At 40.2% G+C, this 12,977-nt stretch carries 26 protein-coding genes; all 26 read right to left on the reverse strand.

From position 1 onward, the window contains the following. Positions 1 to 76: 76 nt before the first annotated feature. Positions 77 to 370, reverse strand: a complete 294-nt coding sequence (locus tag SST62_RS0105685) for an IS630 transposase-related protein (RefSeq protein WP_029186623.1) — start codon at positions 368 to 370, stop codon at positions 77 to 79. A 19-nt stretch (positions 371 to 389) separates the two neighbouring features. Continuing rightward, positions 390 to 860, reverse strand: a complete 471-nt coding sequence (locus SST62_RS1000000111880) for a hypothetical protein (RefSeq protein WP_194283585.1) — start codon at positions 858 to 860, stop codon at positions 390 to 392. 17 nt (positions 861 to 877) lie between these two features. After that, entirely contained in the window at positions 878 to 1,222 is a 345-nt protein-coding gene (locus SST62_RS1000000111885; RefSeq protein ID WP_029186625.1) for a hypothetical protein, read from the reverse strand. A 198-nt stretch (positions 1,223 to 1,420) separates the two neighbouring features. Then, positions 1,421 to 1,807 carry a 50S ribosomal protein L17 gene (gene rplQ, locus SST62_RS0105695; protein ID WP_000331493.1) on the reverse strand — a complete coding sequence of 129 codons (387 nt, stop codon included), beginning with the start codon at positions 1,805 to 1,807 and terminating at the stop codon, positions 1,421 to 1,423. Positions 1,808 to 1,821: 14 nt separating this feature from the next. Continuing rightward, on the reverse strand, positions 1,822 to 2,760 hold the full coding sequence (locus tag SST62_RS0105700; RefSeq protein WP_029186626.1) for a DNA-directed RNA polymerase subunit alpha: 939 nt from the start codon (positions 2,758 to 2,760) through the stop codon (positions 1,822 to 1,824). A gap of 44 nt (positions 2,761 to 2,804) precedes the next feature. After that, positions 2,805 to 3,188 (reverse strand): 30S ribosomal protein S11, encoded by a 384-nt coding sequence (gene rpsK, locus SST62_RS0105705; protein ID WP_004195509.1) that lies wholly within the window; start codon positions 3,186 to 3,188, stop codon positions 2,805 to 2,807. A 17-nt stretch (positions 3,189 to 3,205) separates the two neighbouring features. Then, positions 3,206 to 3,571, reverse strand: a complete 366-nt coding sequence (gene rpsM, locus SST62_RS0105710) for a 30S ribosomal protein S13 (protein WP_002936622.1) — start codon at positions 3,569 to 3,571, stop codon at positions 3,206 to 3,208. Between the two features lie 19 nt (positions 3,572 to 3,590). Then, positions 3,591 to 3,707, reverse strand: a complete 117-nt coding sequence (gene rpmJ, locus SST62_RS01000000111555; protein ID WP_001808836.1) for a 50S ribosomal protein L36 — start codon at positions 3,705 to 3,707, stop codon at positions 3,591 to 3,593. A 24-nt stretch (positions 3,708 to 3,731) separates the two neighbouring features. Further along, a complete protein-coding gene (gene infA, locus SST62_RS0105715; RefSeq protein WP_002936627.1) occupies positions 3,732 to 3,950 on the reverse strand; it encodes a translation initiation factor IF-1 in 219 nt (72 codons plus the stop codon). A 121-nt stretch (positions 3,951 to 4,071) separates the two neighbouring features. Next, on the reverse strand, positions 4,072 to 4,713 hold the full coding sequence (locus SST62_RS0105720) for an adenylate kinase (protein ID WP_029186627.1): 642 nt from the start codon (positions 4,711 to 4,713) through the stop codon (positions 4,072 to 4,074). 93 nt (positions 4,714 to 4,806) lie between these two features. Continuing rightward, positions 4,807 to 6,117, reverse strand: a complete 1,311-nt coding sequence (secY, locus tag SST62_RS0105725) for a preprotein translocase subunit SecY (RefSeq protein ID WP_014637293.1) — start codon at positions 6,115 to 6,117, stop codon at positions 4,807 to 4,809. A gap of 13 nt (positions 6,118 to 6,130) precedes the next feature. Continuing rightward, positions 6,131 to 6,571, reverse strand: a complete 441-nt coding sequence (gene rplO, locus SST62_RS0105730; RefSeq protein ID WP_002936637.1) for a 50S ribosomal protein L15 — start codon at positions 6,569 to 6,571, stop codon at positions 6,131 to 6,133. 135 nt (positions 6,572 to 6,706) lie between these two features. Continuing rightward, complete coding sequence (gene rpmD, locus SST62_RS0105735) at positions 6,707 to 6,889, reverse strand: 50S ribosomal protein L30 (RefSeq protein ID WP_002936638.1); 183 nt, start codon at positions 6,887 to 6,889, stop codon at positions 6,707 to 6,709. A gap of 14 nt (positions 6,890 to 6,903) precedes the next feature. Next, positions 6,904 to 7,398, reverse strand: coding sequence for a 30S ribosomal protein S5 (rpsE, locus tag SST62_RS0105740; protein ID WP_002936639.1), 495 nt, complete (start codon positions 7,396 to 7,398; stop codon positions 6,904 to 6,906). An 18-nt stretch (positions 7,399 to 7,416) separates the two neighbouring features. Further along, on the reverse strand, positions 7,417 to 7,773 hold the full coding sequence (rplR, locus tag SST62_RS0105745) for a 50S ribosomal protein L18 (RefSeq protein WP_002936641.1): 357 nt from the start codon (positions 7,771 to 7,773) through the stop codon (positions 7,417 to 7,419). 88 nt (positions 7,774 to 7,861) lie between these two features. Continuing rightward, on the reverse strand, positions 7,862 to 8,398 hold the full coding sequence (gene rplF / locus SST62_RS0105750) for a 50S ribosomal protein L6 (protein WP_002936644.1): 537 nt from the start codon (positions 8,396 to 8,398) through the stop codon (positions 7,862 to 7,864). 337 nt (positions 8,399 to 8,735) lie between these two features. Next, a complete protein-coding gene (gene rpsH, locus SST62_RS0105755; RefSeq protein ID WP_002936647.1) occupies positions 8,736 to 9,134 on the reverse strand; it encodes a 30S ribosomal protein S8 in 399 nt (132 codons plus the stop codon). Positions 9,135 to 9,494: 360 nt separating this feature from the next. After that, positions 9,495 to 9,680 (reverse strand): type Z 30S ribosomal protein S14, encoded by a 186-nt coding sequence (locus tag SST62_RS0105760; RefSeq protein ID WP_002936651.1) that lies wholly within the window; start codon positions 9,678 to 9,680, stop codon positions 9,495 to 9,497. Positions 9,681 to 9,694: 14 nt separating this feature from the next. Then, positions 9,695 to 10,237, reverse strand: a complete 543-nt coding sequence (gene rplE, locus SST62_RS0105765) for a 50S ribosomal protein L5 (protein WP_002936653.1) — start codon at positions 10,235 to 10,237, stop codon at positions 9,695 to 9,697. Positions 10,238 to 10,260: 23 nt separating this feature from the next. After that, complete coding sequence (gene rplX, locus SST62_RS0105770; protein WP_002936656.1) at positions 10,261 to 10,566, reverse strand: 50S ribosomal protein L24; 306 nt, start codon at positions 10,564 to 10,566, stop codon at positions 10,261 to 10,263. 80 nt (positions 10,567 to 10,646) lie between these two features. Continuing rightward, positions 10,647 to 11,015 carry a 50S ribosomal protein L14 gene (gene rplN, locus SST62_RS0105775; RefSeq protein WP_002936658.1) on the reverse strand — a complete coding sequence of 123 codons (369 nt, stop codon included), beginning with the start codon at positions 11,013 to 11,015 and terminating at the stop codon, positions 10,647 to 10,649. Positions 11,016 to 11,039: 24 nt separating this feature from the next. Further along, on the reverse strand, positions 11,040 to 11,300 hold the full coding sequence (gene rpsQ, locus SST62_RS0105780) for a 30S ribosomal protein S17 (RefSeq protein WP_000440801.1): 261 nt from the start codon (positions 11,298 to 11,300) through the stop codon (positions 11,040 to 11,042). Between the two features lie 23 nt (positions 11,301 to 11,323). Next, positions 11,324 to 11,530: a 50S ribosomal protein L29 gene (gene rpmC / locus SST62_RS0105785; protein WP_002936659.1), complete on the reverse strand. Its 207-nt coding sequence runs from the start codon at positions 11,528 to 11,530 to the stop codon at positions 11,324 to 11,326. Between the two features lie 9 nt (positions 11,531 to 11,539). Then, positions 11,540 to 11,953 carry a 50S ribosomal protein L16 gene (gene rplP / locus SST62_RS0105790; protein WP_002936660.1) on the reverse strand — a complete coding sequence of 138 codons (414 nt, stop codon included), beginning with the start codon at positions 11,951 to 11,953 and terminating at the stop codon, positions 11,540 to 11,542. Between the two features lie 3 nt (positions 11,954 to 11,956). Further along, positions 11,957 to 12,610: a 30S ribosomal protein S3 gene (rpsC, locus tag SST62_RS0105795; RefSeq protein WP_002936661.1), complete on the reverse strand. Its 654-nt coding sequence runs from the start codon at positions 12,608 to 12,610 to the stop codon at positions 11,957 to 11,959. 12 nt (positions 12,611 to 12,622) lie between these two features. Further along, entirely contained in the window at positions 12,623 to 12,967 is a 345-nt protein-coding gene (gene rplV / locus SST62_RS0105800; RefSeq protein WP_002936662.1) for a 50S ribosomal protein L22, read from the reverse strand. Positions 12,968 to 12,977: the final 10 nt, after the last annotated feature.

Consider the following 12,977-nt stretch of genomic DNA (forward strand, 5'->3'; position numbering starts at 1 on the left):
CTAAAACATCAAGATAGCGTCTCACCTTTTCGCTATCTTGTTCTTTATAGGTTGTGGTCTTTTTTTAAAGTGATATTCACTTTTTTAGGGCTGCCCAAACAGATGGAATACTGCAGTTAAAATGCTCTGCATTTTCCCTTAAGAAAGCATCTGGATGTTCCTTGACATAGGCTTTCAAGCGGTCATGCGGAAGTTTGCGAGGACTACGAGCTCGTGGTTTACGATTCAGATGTCCTTCATTTTTCAGCTGTGTCTCCCAACGGTACAAGGTATCGGTTCCAATACCAAATAGGTCACAGGTTTCCTTTTTTGTGTGTCCTGATTGGACATAGGCAATAACGCGTTTTCTAAAATCAATTCCGTAAGTCATAAGTCTATTTTATCATATATTAAATAAAAACTAAACAACTATAACAGTTATCCCTGATGACATAAAACATTGCGGACTCTTCTTGGTATTGACGATATTCTGCCTCAGTATGAAATTCCTCTGAGTAGATACCAACGTTATTCTTTAAGAGGCCATGCATTGAATATTCCCAAAAATAATCCCTAGTAAGGGCCATATCATCTATCTGGTCGAATGGTGAATTTGCAAACAAAAACGCCTTCGCTGCCTCAATTTTGTTAAACGCATTAATGACTCGTAAAAAGGATTTTCGACCCACATCAAACTGCACTTGATTTCCGCAAATAAAGCCAGCATATCTAGTATAGGGATGCATATTAGGTTTGCCTTCTCCTAGCTTGAGATAGTTCATCAACATCCTATATCGGCCCATATCTACCGGTCTATTGTCATTATTTTCCCAATTGGGATTTATCCCTAACCCCTGCAATTCATGTCCATTTTGGCGCAAATAATATTGAATATTCGCTAGATATTCTTTATGGGCTCTTCTACACTACCAATATTTTTTGCTTTTGCGAATGCAAATTCTAGTGTATTATACGTGACTTCAAATAGTATGAGGTCTCCCGACTCGTGCTGGAGTTCTATCGGATTTCCTCTATCATCTCTTTTGATGATTGTAAATCCATTTTGATTAGAAATGTGTCGCATCATATCTGTAGCGACTTGAATAGAAGTTGCTTTCCCTGAGATATTAACTATCGGATATTCTAATTCTACACCTATAAACAATTCTGGCTTTTCTTTAATGTTAGCAAAATAGTATTCTTCAAAACAATTGCCTATGGATATTCTATCTTCTCTATTCATTTTATAAGTATATCAAAATTTTTGAGTAAAATAAAAACGCCTGCTTACGAAATTATTCTATCTTAGAGTAATTTCGTAAACAAGCGTCCAATCAACATGATGAGTGTTACCGCTGAGACAAGCTCAGCGGTAGACCAGAGCTAGACTAAGAATCAGAATAGGATTCCATCATCATAACACTCAACAAAATTGATGATCTTATACAAGTTCAATAATTGCCATTGGTGCAGCATCGCCACGACGTGGTTCAGTTTTGAGGATACGAGTATATCCACCATTACGTTCTGCATAACGAGGTGCAATTTCAGAGAACAATTTTTGAAGTGCTGTAGTAGAAGTGTACTTATCAGTTGCTTCATCATAGTTTTCAGATGCAATTTCGTTACGAACAAATGCTGCTGCTTGACGACGTGCGTGCAAATCACCACGTTTACCAAGTGTGATCATTTTTTCAACTGTTTTACGGATTTCTTTAGCACGAGCTTCAGTTGTAACGATTGATTCGTTGATCAAAAGGTCAGTTGTCAAATCGCGCAACATTGCTTTACGTTGTGAGCTAGTGCGTCCTAGTTTACGGTATGCCATGATTCCCTCCTATATTATTTATCTTTTTTCAATCCTAGACCAAGATCAGTCAATTTAACTTTAACTTCTTCAAGACTCTTGCGACCAAGATTGCGCACTTTCATCATTTCTGGCTCAGTTTTCTCTGTCAAGTCGAATACAGTGTTAATGCCTGCACGTTTCAGACAGTTATATGAGCGAACAGATAGATCCAATTCTTCAATCGTACGATCAAGCATACGATCATCTGAAGCCACTTCAGCTTCTTTCATCACTTCTGCAGATTTTGCAACTTCAGTCAAGTCAGTGAAGAGACCTAAGTGCTCCATCAAAATGCGTGCAGAAAGACCTAAAGCATCTTCTGGAATAATGGTGCCATTTGTGTTGATTTCAAGTGTTAATTTGTCAAAACCATCGTTGCTACCAACTCGAGCTGGTTCAACTTGATAATTGACTTTCTTCACTGGCGTATAGATAGAATCTACAGCAAGTGTTCCCACTGGTGCATCATCTTTCTTATTACCCTCAGCTGGTACATAACCACGACCTGAATTGACAGTCAAAACAGCTTTAAAAGTGGCACCATCAGCAATGGTAAAGAGATAATGGTCAGGGTTTACAATTTCAATGTCACTATCTGTAAGAATGTCTCCTGCTGTTACTTCAGCTGGACCTACTACATCAAGTTCAATTTTCTTTTCGTCTTCGACATAAGATTTTACAGCAATGCCTTTGATGTTAAGAATAATTTGCATAACATCTTCACGAACACCTGGAACTGTGTCGAATTCGTGGAGTACACCATCAATTTTAATTGATGTTACTGCAGCACCTGGAAGTGAGGCAAGAAGTACACGACGAAGAGAGTTACCAAGAGTTGTACCGTAACCACGTTCTAATGGTTCGATCACAAATCTGCCGTAATCTTTATTTTCATCAATTTTTGTTATTGTTGGTTTTTCAAACTCAATCATTTCTTACTCCCTCTTAAACGAAAAGCTGTGTATGGAATGTATGATTATACACGGCGACGTTTTGGAGGACGAGCACCATTGTGTGGTACAGGAGTCACATCACGAATTGCTGTTACTTCAAGACCAGCGGCAGCAAGAGCGCGGATAGCAGACTCACGACCTGAACCTGGGCCTTTAACGGTAACTTCAACTGTTTTAAGACCGTGTTCTTGTGCAGATTTAGCAGCTGCTTCTGAAGCCATTTGAGCTGCGAATGGTGTAGATTTACGAGAACCTTTGAAACCAAGAGCACCAGCTGATGACCAAGCAATAGCGTTACCATGCACATCAGTAATCATAACAATAGTGTTATTAAATGTAGCGTGAATATGAGCAATACCAGATTCGATATTCTTTTTCACACGACGTTTACGTGTTGGTTTAGCCAATTTTTCTACCTCCTATATTATTTTTTCTTACCTGCAATCGCAACAGCTTTACCTTTACGAGTGCGGGCATTGTTTTTAGTGTTTTGTCCACGGACAGGAAGTCCACGACGGTGACGGATACCACGGTATGAACCGATTTCCATCAAACGTTTGATGTTCAAGTTAACTTCACGACGGAGGTCACCTTCAACTTTGATTGCATCAACTTCACGACGAATAGCATCTTCTTGATCTGATGTCAAATCTTTCACGCGTACATCTTCTGAAATACCTGCAGCTGCAAGAATTTTTTTAGATGTTGCAAGACCGATACCATAAACATAAGTTAATGAAATAACTACACGTTTGTCATTTGGAATGTCAACTCCAGCAATACGAGCCATGTTTTCTCCTTTCTATTTCTTAACCTTGACGTTGCTTGTGTTTAGGGTTTGCTGGGCAAATCACCATAACACGACCATTACGACGAATAACTTTGCAGTATTCGCAAATTGGTTTGACCGATGGTCTTACTTTCATGTTTAATCCCTCCAAGTATTTCGACTATTTAAAGCGGTATGTGATACGTCCACGTGTCAAGTCGTATGGACTAAGCTCAACAGTTACGCGGTCACCGACCAAAATACGAATGTAGTTTTTACGGATTTTACCTGAAACAGTTGCAAGGACTTGGTGTCCGTTCTCCAACTCAACAGTAAACATAGCATTTGGCATTGTATCGACTACTTTGCCTTCAATTTCAATCACATCTTCTTTTGCCATGCAAAAGTAACCCCTCTCTAAATATCGATTTGATGTCCTCTGAACACAGAGGTAACAATTATAAGTCAGACTAGGCTATTTTATCATCTTTGTATAAAAAATGCAAGCCAAATCTATTAGTTTATTGCAATTTTGATAGTACTGTATCAATTGCTTGGAAAACAAGGTCAATGTCTTGGTCACCTTCAATATCATGGACCAGCCCTTTTGCACGATAATGATCAATGATTGGCTGTCCTTGTGCGATATTGACCTCTAAACGACGTTTGACAGATTCTGGCTTGTCATCTTCACGTTGATAGAAGTCTTCCTCTTTGTAGTCTCCAACAGGTGGATTGAATACTTTGTGGAAAGTCTCTCCGGTTTCTTTATGAATAATACGACCGCTGAGACGCTCTACCAATTTTGAAGGATCAATCTCAATATTGATAACACCTTGCAACTCAATTCCTAAGTCAGCCAAATTTTCATCCAAGGCATGAGCTTGTTCAATCGTACGAGGATAGCCATCTAGCAAAAAGCCTTTTTCCTTGATGTCGTCCTGAACCAACCGTTCTTTGACAATGCCATTAGTAACTTCATCGGGAACGAGGTCCCCCTTATCGATGTACGACTTGGCAAGAATACCCATTTCAGTCTGATTGACCATTGCTGCACGGAACATATCTCCTGTTGAAATATGAGCAACATTGAATTTCTCAACAATCTTGGCCGCTTGTGTCCCTTTACCAGCACCTGGTAAACCCATAATTAAAAGATTCATGACAAACTCCTTATTTTGTTTTCACATAAATTTGCCATTATTGACAAACTTATCTAAAAACAAAATAGAAGGTTGACTAGGTCAACCTATATTCTATTCTGTAATTTCTAAGAAACCTACATATTTTCTCTTAAGAAGGTAGCCTTCTAATTGCTTGATGCCTTCGATACTTGTAGAGATTACGATAATCAAACTTGTACCAAGGAACGCAATGCTTGAAGAAAGCCCAAAGAGATTTTGCGCAAGGATAGGCAACAAAGCTACAAAACTCAAGAAGAGTGCACCGATTACTGCCAATCTTGTCAATAATTTTGACAAAAACTGTTCAGTGCCATTACCAGGACGAACTCCATGGATATAGGCTGCACTTTTCTGAAGGCTTTCTGCAGTCTTCTCAGGATTTACTTGAACAAAGGTGTAGAAGAACGTAAAGGCAATAATTAAACCTGCATATACAATCATACCTTTAGCAGTTGAATAATCAAAGTATTCCTGAACCGTCAATAACCACCCGGCACTCTTATTTTGACTTGCGAAATATTGAATCAAAGAAGTTGGAACTGCAGTGATTGAGCCTGCAAAGATTACGGGAATAACTCCTGCTGGATTCAATTTCAACGGTAAATATGAGCTAGAAGGTGCTCCTTGTGCACGTTTTGTATATTGAATTGGTAATTTATATTCTGCTTGTTGTACAAAAGTTGTAAAATACACAACAAAGAATATTAATACGACGAGTGCAGCAACAAAGATTGCTGACTCCCCCAAACGACTTGATTCAATATTAACAAAGCGATCAATGTAAATCTCGTGAAAAGTCCCTGGTAGTGATGAAATGATACCCGCAAAGATGATCATTGATGTACCATTACCATAGCCCTTTTCAGAAATTTGTTCCCCCAACCAGGTTACAATAATCGAACCTGTTGTCAAAATTGATCCAATCAACAAATATGTTTGCCAATTTAATGGCATATTGGTCAATTTTGCACCAGACAAGGCATTAAAGCCTGCTGTAATACCAATAGATTGAACAAATGCCAGTACCAAAGAAATGTAGCGTGTTGCCTGATTCAGTTTACGACGACCAACTTCACCTTGCTTACCCCATTCAACAAATTTAGGTAAAATATCCATTTGCAAAAGTTGAACAATGATGGAAGCTGTAATATAAGGACTAACCCCTAGTGCGAAAACTGAGAAATTACGCATAGCATTTCCCGAAACCAAGCTCAACATGTTCAAAAATGGAACATTTGACAAGGCTTCAAGACTCTTTGCGTTTACTCCTGGTACTGTAATGTGGGTTCCTACGCGGAAGACAAAAAGGATAAAGATAGTAAATAGAATTTTACTACGTACCAATTTTACCTTTAAGGCATCTTTTAAAAGTTTAAAAAACATAGGCTGTCACCTCTTAGATGACTTCTACTGAGCCACCTTTAGAAGTGATTGCTTCTTCAGCTGATTTAGAGAATTTAGCAGCTTTAACTGTCAATTTCTTCGTCAATTCACCGTTACCAAGAATTTTAATTCCTGATTTTTCAGCTTTAACGATTCCAGCTTCGATAAGCACAACTGGTGTTACTTCTGCACCATCTTCAAAAGCGTTCAATTGATCAAGGTTAACGATTGCGTACTCTTTAGCGTTGATATTTGTAAATCCACGTTTTGGAAGACGACGGAACAATGGAGTTTGTCCACCTTCAAAACCTGGGCGAACACCGCCACCGCTACGAGCTTTTTGACCTTTTTGACCACGGCCAGATGTTTTACCGTTACCTGATGATGTACCACGACCTACACGGTTGCGGACTTTACGAGAACCTGTAGCAGGTTGCAATTCATGAAGTTTCATTATTATTTCTCCTCTTTTATATGCTAGCGCCTGTGAAGTACAAGAGTCTTCCTCCACAAACTCGCTATATGTAAATATGTAAAATGGACTAGAAGTCGCAAAGATTTCTCTATGCGACTTAGTCTATTTGTTAGATTATTTAACTTCTTCTACAGTTACCAAGTGAGAGATAGCGTTAACCATTCCAAGAATAGCTGGGTTATCTTCTTTAACAACTGAAGAGTTCAATTTACCAAGTCCAAGTGCAACAACTGTTTTACGTTGTTCTGGTTTGCGACCGATTGGAGACTTAGTCAAAGTGATTTTAATTTGAGCCATGAGTATCTCCTTTCTTATGCTAAATCAGAAACTGAGATGCCACGAAGTGCAGCCACTTCTTCAGCACGTTTCAATTGTTTCAAACCTTCAACTGTTGCGCGAACGATGTTGATTGGTGTGTTTGAACCAAGTGACTTAGAAGTCACATCTGCAATACCTGCCAATTCGATTACGGCACGAGTTGCACCACCGGCAGCAACCCCAGAACCTTCTGAAGCAGGTTTCAACAATACACGAGCGCCGCCAAATTCTGAGCGAACTTCGTGAGGGATTGTTGTACCAACCATTGGTACTTCAATCATGTTTTTCTTAGCAGATTCAACTGCTTTACGGATAGCTTCTGGTACTTCTTGAGCTTTACCAGTACCGAAACCCACGCGACCGTTACGGTCACCAACAACCACAAGAGCTGCAAAACGAAGACGACGTCCACCTTTAACAACTTTTGTAACACGGTTGATGGCTACTACGCGTTCTTCAATTTCAACTGCGTTATCTTTGAATGCCATTTCTTAGTGTCCTCCCTATTAGAATTTCAATCCGTTTTCACGAGCTGATTCAGCCAAAGCTTTCACACGTCCGTGATAGAGATATCCACCGCGGTCAAAGACCACTTCAGAAATACCTTTAGCTACCGCGCGTTCAGCAACGAGTTTACCTACAACAACAGCTTGTTCTGTCTTAGTACCTTTTGAAACTTCTTTATCAAGAGTAGAAGCGCTTGCGAGCGTTACACCCGCTACGTCATCAATCACTTGAGCGTAGATGCCTGTATTAGAACGGAAAATGTTCAAACGTGGGCGAGCAGCAGTTCCAGAGATTTTACCGCGAACGCGACGGTGGCGTTTTTGGCGGATTTTGTTTTTATCTGGTTTTGAAATCACAATATTCACCTCTTAATGTATGATTCTGTTTCTTACGAAACAATTTGAGAAATAGTCAGCCAGGTGGCTAAGCCACCTCAGCAAGCTATTATTTACCTGTTTTACCTTCTTTACGGCGAACGAATTCACCAACGTAGCGGATACCTTTACCTTTGTATGGCTCAGGAGCACGAAGGCTACGGATGTAAGCTGCTGTTTGACCAACAACTTCTTTGTTGATACCAGACACGACGATTTGTGTTGGTGTTGGAACTTCAAATGTGATACCTTCTGGTGCAACCACTTCGTCTGGATGTGATTTACCAACAGCAAGTGTCAATTTGTTACCAGCTAATTGAGCACGGTAACCGACACCACGCATTTCAAGTTCTTTTTTGAAGCCTTCAGAAACACCAACAACCATGTTGTTGAGGTTAGCACGGCTAGTACCGTGAATAGTCTTCATTTCTTTTGAATCGTTTGGACGGTGAAGAGTAACTTCTGTGCCTTCCACACGGATTTCAATAGCAGTTGGGAATTCACGAGTCAATTCCCCTTTAGGTCCTTTTACAGTTACCACGCCGTTGTTTTGAGCAAGCTCAACACCAGCAGGCAATGTAATTACTTTATTACCAATACGTGACATATTTTTTAATTCTCCTGTTAAATTATCAAGCCGTCTAGCGACTAGTTTTCACGGGGTGAACAAGATACAAAGCCGTTAAGCAACTCGAAGAAAAATAGGAAACTCGACTGCTGATGCTTGAGCATCTAAGGAGAGTTTATCTTTTTTCAAAGAGTTGTAGGCGTGTTCAATTAGTGAATCTTGTTCTAGTTTGGTTTCATAATACCTTCAAATCAGATTATTAGATTTGAACCCGAGCTGTGACCTGTGTGAAAAAGATAAATCAAACTTGAATGCAAGTATTCTTCGTTTGATTTCCTATTTTCACTTGGGTCACTACGCTCTTGGTATCATCCAATTACCAAACGTATGCGATAACCTCACCACCAACGTTCTTTTGACGAGCTTGTTTGTCAGTCAAAAGACCTTCTGATGTTGAGATGATTGCGATACCAAGTCCGTTAAGAACTTTTGGAATATCTTCACGTTTTGAGTAAACACGAAGACCTGGTTTTGAAACGCGTTTCAAGTTAGTGATAACTTTTTCACCGTTTGGTCCGTATTTCAAGAATACGCGGATGATGCCTTGTTTGTCATCTTCGATGAATTCAACGTTTTTTACAAAACCTTCGTTTTTAAGGATTGTAGCAATACCTTTTTTGATATTTGATGCAGGTACTTCAAGCACTTCGTGTTTTGCTTGGTTAGCGTTACGAATACGTGTCAAAAAATCTGCAATTGGGTCAGTCATAACCATTTGTTGTTTCTCCTCTTACTAGCAGTTTGATTGAATCACTTGCTAGTTAATTCATGATACAAAGGGCGCTAAAAGCCAAAGTGAAAATAGAAAACTTGACGAAGAAACCTCGTTTCTAGGAAAGTTTGCACCTAATGGTAGCCACATTCGTAATTCAGCCAAGGCTGAAACGACTGCGTCTCTTTTTTCACACAGGCTTTCGCCCGTGTTCAAATTGACAAGCAAACTTTGTATCGGGTTTATTTATACAATTGAGTTCGAGCTACAACCTTAGCAAAGAAGATAGATTTTTCTAGAAGTGGACTTCGTCGTCAAATCTCCTATCTTTGCGTTGGTTGCTAAACGCTCTCACATCTTATCTTACCAAGAAGCTTTTGTTACGCCAGGAATTTGTCCAAGGTAAGCCAAGTCGCGGAAGCATACACGGCACAATTTGAATTTGCGGTAAACTGAGTGTGGACGTCCACATTTTTCACAGCGTGTGTAAGCTTGTGTAGAGAACTTAGCTGGGCGTTTGTTCTTAGCGATCATTGATTTTTTAGCCATTTATTCTCTCCCTCTTATTTTGCAAACGGCATACCAAGGCCAGTAAGCAATGCACGTGATTCTTCGTCAGTGTTAGCAGTTGTAACGATAACGATATCCATACCGCGAGTCTTATCAACATCGTCGAAGTTGATTTCTGGGAAGATCAATTGCTCTTTCACACCAAGTGTGTAGTTACCACGTCCGTCAAATGACTTAGTTGGTACACCGTGGAAGTCACGTACACGTGGAAGTGAAACTGTAACCAATTTGTCCAAGAACTCATACATACGTTCGCCACGAAGAGTTACTTTCGCACCGATCGCAACACCCTCACGAAGACGGAAGCCGGCGATTGATTTCTTAGCTTTAGTGATAAGTGGTTTTTGACCTGAGATCAAAGCCAATTCTTGAGCAGCTTTCTCAAGGTTTTTAGCGTTAGAAACAGCGTCACCAACACCCATGTTCAAAACGATCTTATCAACTTTTGGCACAGCCATAACTGAAGAATAGTTAAACTGTTCAGTCAAAGCAGGAACTACTTCATTAAGATATTTTTCTTTTAAACGATTTGCCATTATACTTCTCCTTTCCTTCGTGATTAATCAAGCACTTCGCCTGATTTTTTGTTGTAGCGAACTTTTTTGCCGTCTACAAACTTGTAACCAACGCGTCCTGCAACACCATTTTTGTCAAGAACTTGAACGTTTGACACATGGATTGGAGCTTCTTTTTCAACGATAGCGCCTTGAGGGTTTTCGCTATTTGGTTTTTGGTGTTTCTTAACGATGTTAACACCTTCAACAATAACTTTGTTTACTTTTGGAAGTGCTGTTACGACAACTGCTTCAACGCCTTTGTCTTTACCAGCGATTACGCGAACTTTATCGCCTTTTTTTACAAACATTTGATTTCTCCTATAATTTCTTACGCCCTAACGGGCACCCTGTTACTCTGGTGAGATAACAGGGGACTTAGTTTGTTAGATTAAAGTACTTCTGGTGCCAATGAAACGATTTTCATGAAACCGCCATCACGCAATTCGCGCGCCACTGGGCCAAAGATACGAGTTCCGCGAGGGTTTTTGTCTTCACGGATGATAACTGCAGCATTCTCATCGAATTTGATGTATGAACCATCAGCACGACGAGCACCTGTCTTAGTACGAACGATAACGGCTTTAACAACGTCACCTTTTTTAACCGCACCACCAGGAGTAGCTTGTTTTACTGAAGCAACGATGATGTCGCCGATGTTCGCGAATTTACGTCCTGAACCACCAAGAACTTTGATTGTCAAGATTTCACGTGCGCCACTGTTGTCAGCAACTTTCAAACGAGTTTCTGTTTGAATCATGTCAATTTTCTCCTTTCAGGTTGATTAAATGATAACTGCCTCTTCCACAACTTCTACAAGACGGAAACGTTTTGTAGCTGAAAGTGGGCGAGTTTCCATGATACGAACGATATCGCCTTCTTTAGCAACATTGTTTTCATCATGAGCTTTGTACTTTTTAGAGTAGTTAATACGTTTACCATAGACTGGGTGGTTACGTTTAGTTTCAACTACAACTGTGATTGTTTTGTCCATTTTGTCAGATACTACGCGTCCAACAAGAACTTTACGATTATTGCGTTCCATTGAAATTCTCCTTTCCCAATCTATTATTTAGTTTCAGATTGCACAGTTTTGATACGTGCAATTTGTTTCTTCACTTCGTTCAAACGAGCAGTTTGCTCAAGTTGACCAGCAGCAGCTTGGAAACGAAGTTCGAAGAGTTCTTTCTTCAATTCGTTTTCTTTCTTAGCAAGTTCTTCTTGAGAAAGGCCACGAAGTTCTTTTACAAAATCTTTAATTTCTTGAAGTTTCATGTCTTCTCCTTATTCTGCTTCACGTTTTACGAATTTAACTTTAACTGGCAATTTGTGACCAGCAAGGCGGAATGCTTCGCGTGCAATTTCTTCAGAAACGCCAGCTACTTCAAACATAACCTTACCGCGTTTAACTGGAGCTACCCAACCTTCAGGAGCACCTTTACCAGAACCCATACGTACACCGATAGCTTTAGCAGTGTATGATTTGTGTGGGAAGATTTTGATCCAAACTTTACCACCACGTTTCATGTAACGCGTCATAGCGATACGGGCAGCTTCGATTTGGCGGTTTGTAATCCATGAGCTAGTAGTTGCTTGAAGACCGTATTGACCAAAGTCTACTTGTTTTCCACCTTTAGCTTCACCGCGCATTTTTCCACGGAATTCACGACGGTGTTTTACACGTTTAGGTACTAACATTTGTTATTTACCTCCTTTAGTGTTTTTACGAGCTGGAAGAACTTCACCACGGTAGATCCATACTTTAACACCAAGTTTACCGTAAGTTGTCAAAGCTTCTTCCCAAGCGTAGTCGATATCCGCACGAAGTGTATGAAGAGGAACAGTTCCTTCTGAGTAGCCTTCTGCACGGGCAATATCAGCACCGTTCAAACGACCTGAAACTTGTGTTTTGATACCTTTTGCACCAGCGCGCATTGCACGTTGGATAGCCTGTTTTTGAGCACGGCGGAATGCCACACGTTGCTCCAATTGACGAGCGATTGACTCACCAACAAGGTGTGCATCCAAATCAGGTTGTTTGATTTCGATGATGTTGATGTGTACTTGTTTACCAGTCAATTTGTTCAATTGAGCACGAAGTGCATCAACGTTGCTACCAGCTTTACCGATAACCATACCTGGCTTAGCAGTGTGGATAGAAACGATTACTTTGTTTACAGCACGTTCGATTTCGATTGTTGATGTTGACGCATCAGCCAATTCTTTTTTGATAAAGTTGCGGATTGCAAGATCTTCATGAAGGTAATCCGCGTATTCTTTTTCAGCATACCATTTAGCATCCCAATCACGGATGATGCCAACACGCATACCAATTGGATGTACTTTTTGACCCACGTTTTTACCTCCTTATTTCTCTGCCACAACTACAGTGATGTGAGCTGTGCGTTTGTTGATTGGTGAAGCAGAGCCTTTCGCACGTGGACGGAAACGTTTCAACGTTGGTCCTTCGTTTGCGAATGCTTCGCTGACTACCAAGTTAGCTTTCTCCAAACCAAAGTTGTTTTCAGCGTTAGCGATTGCTGAGTTCAAAACTCCCTCGATAATGCCTGCAGCTTTGTTTGGTGTGAATTTCAAGATTGCGATTGCGTCTGCTACGCTTTTGCCACGGATGTTATCCAAGACAAGACGTGATTTACGAGGTGAAACACGTACTGTGCGAGCAGTTGCTTTAGCTGAAGTAATTTCTGCCATTGTGTTTTCC

The organism is Streptococcus suis YS56 (genome assembly GCF_000440115.1).
Lineage (GTDB): Bacteria > Bacillota > Bacilli > Lactobacillales > Streptococcaceae > Streptococcus > Streptococcus suis_L.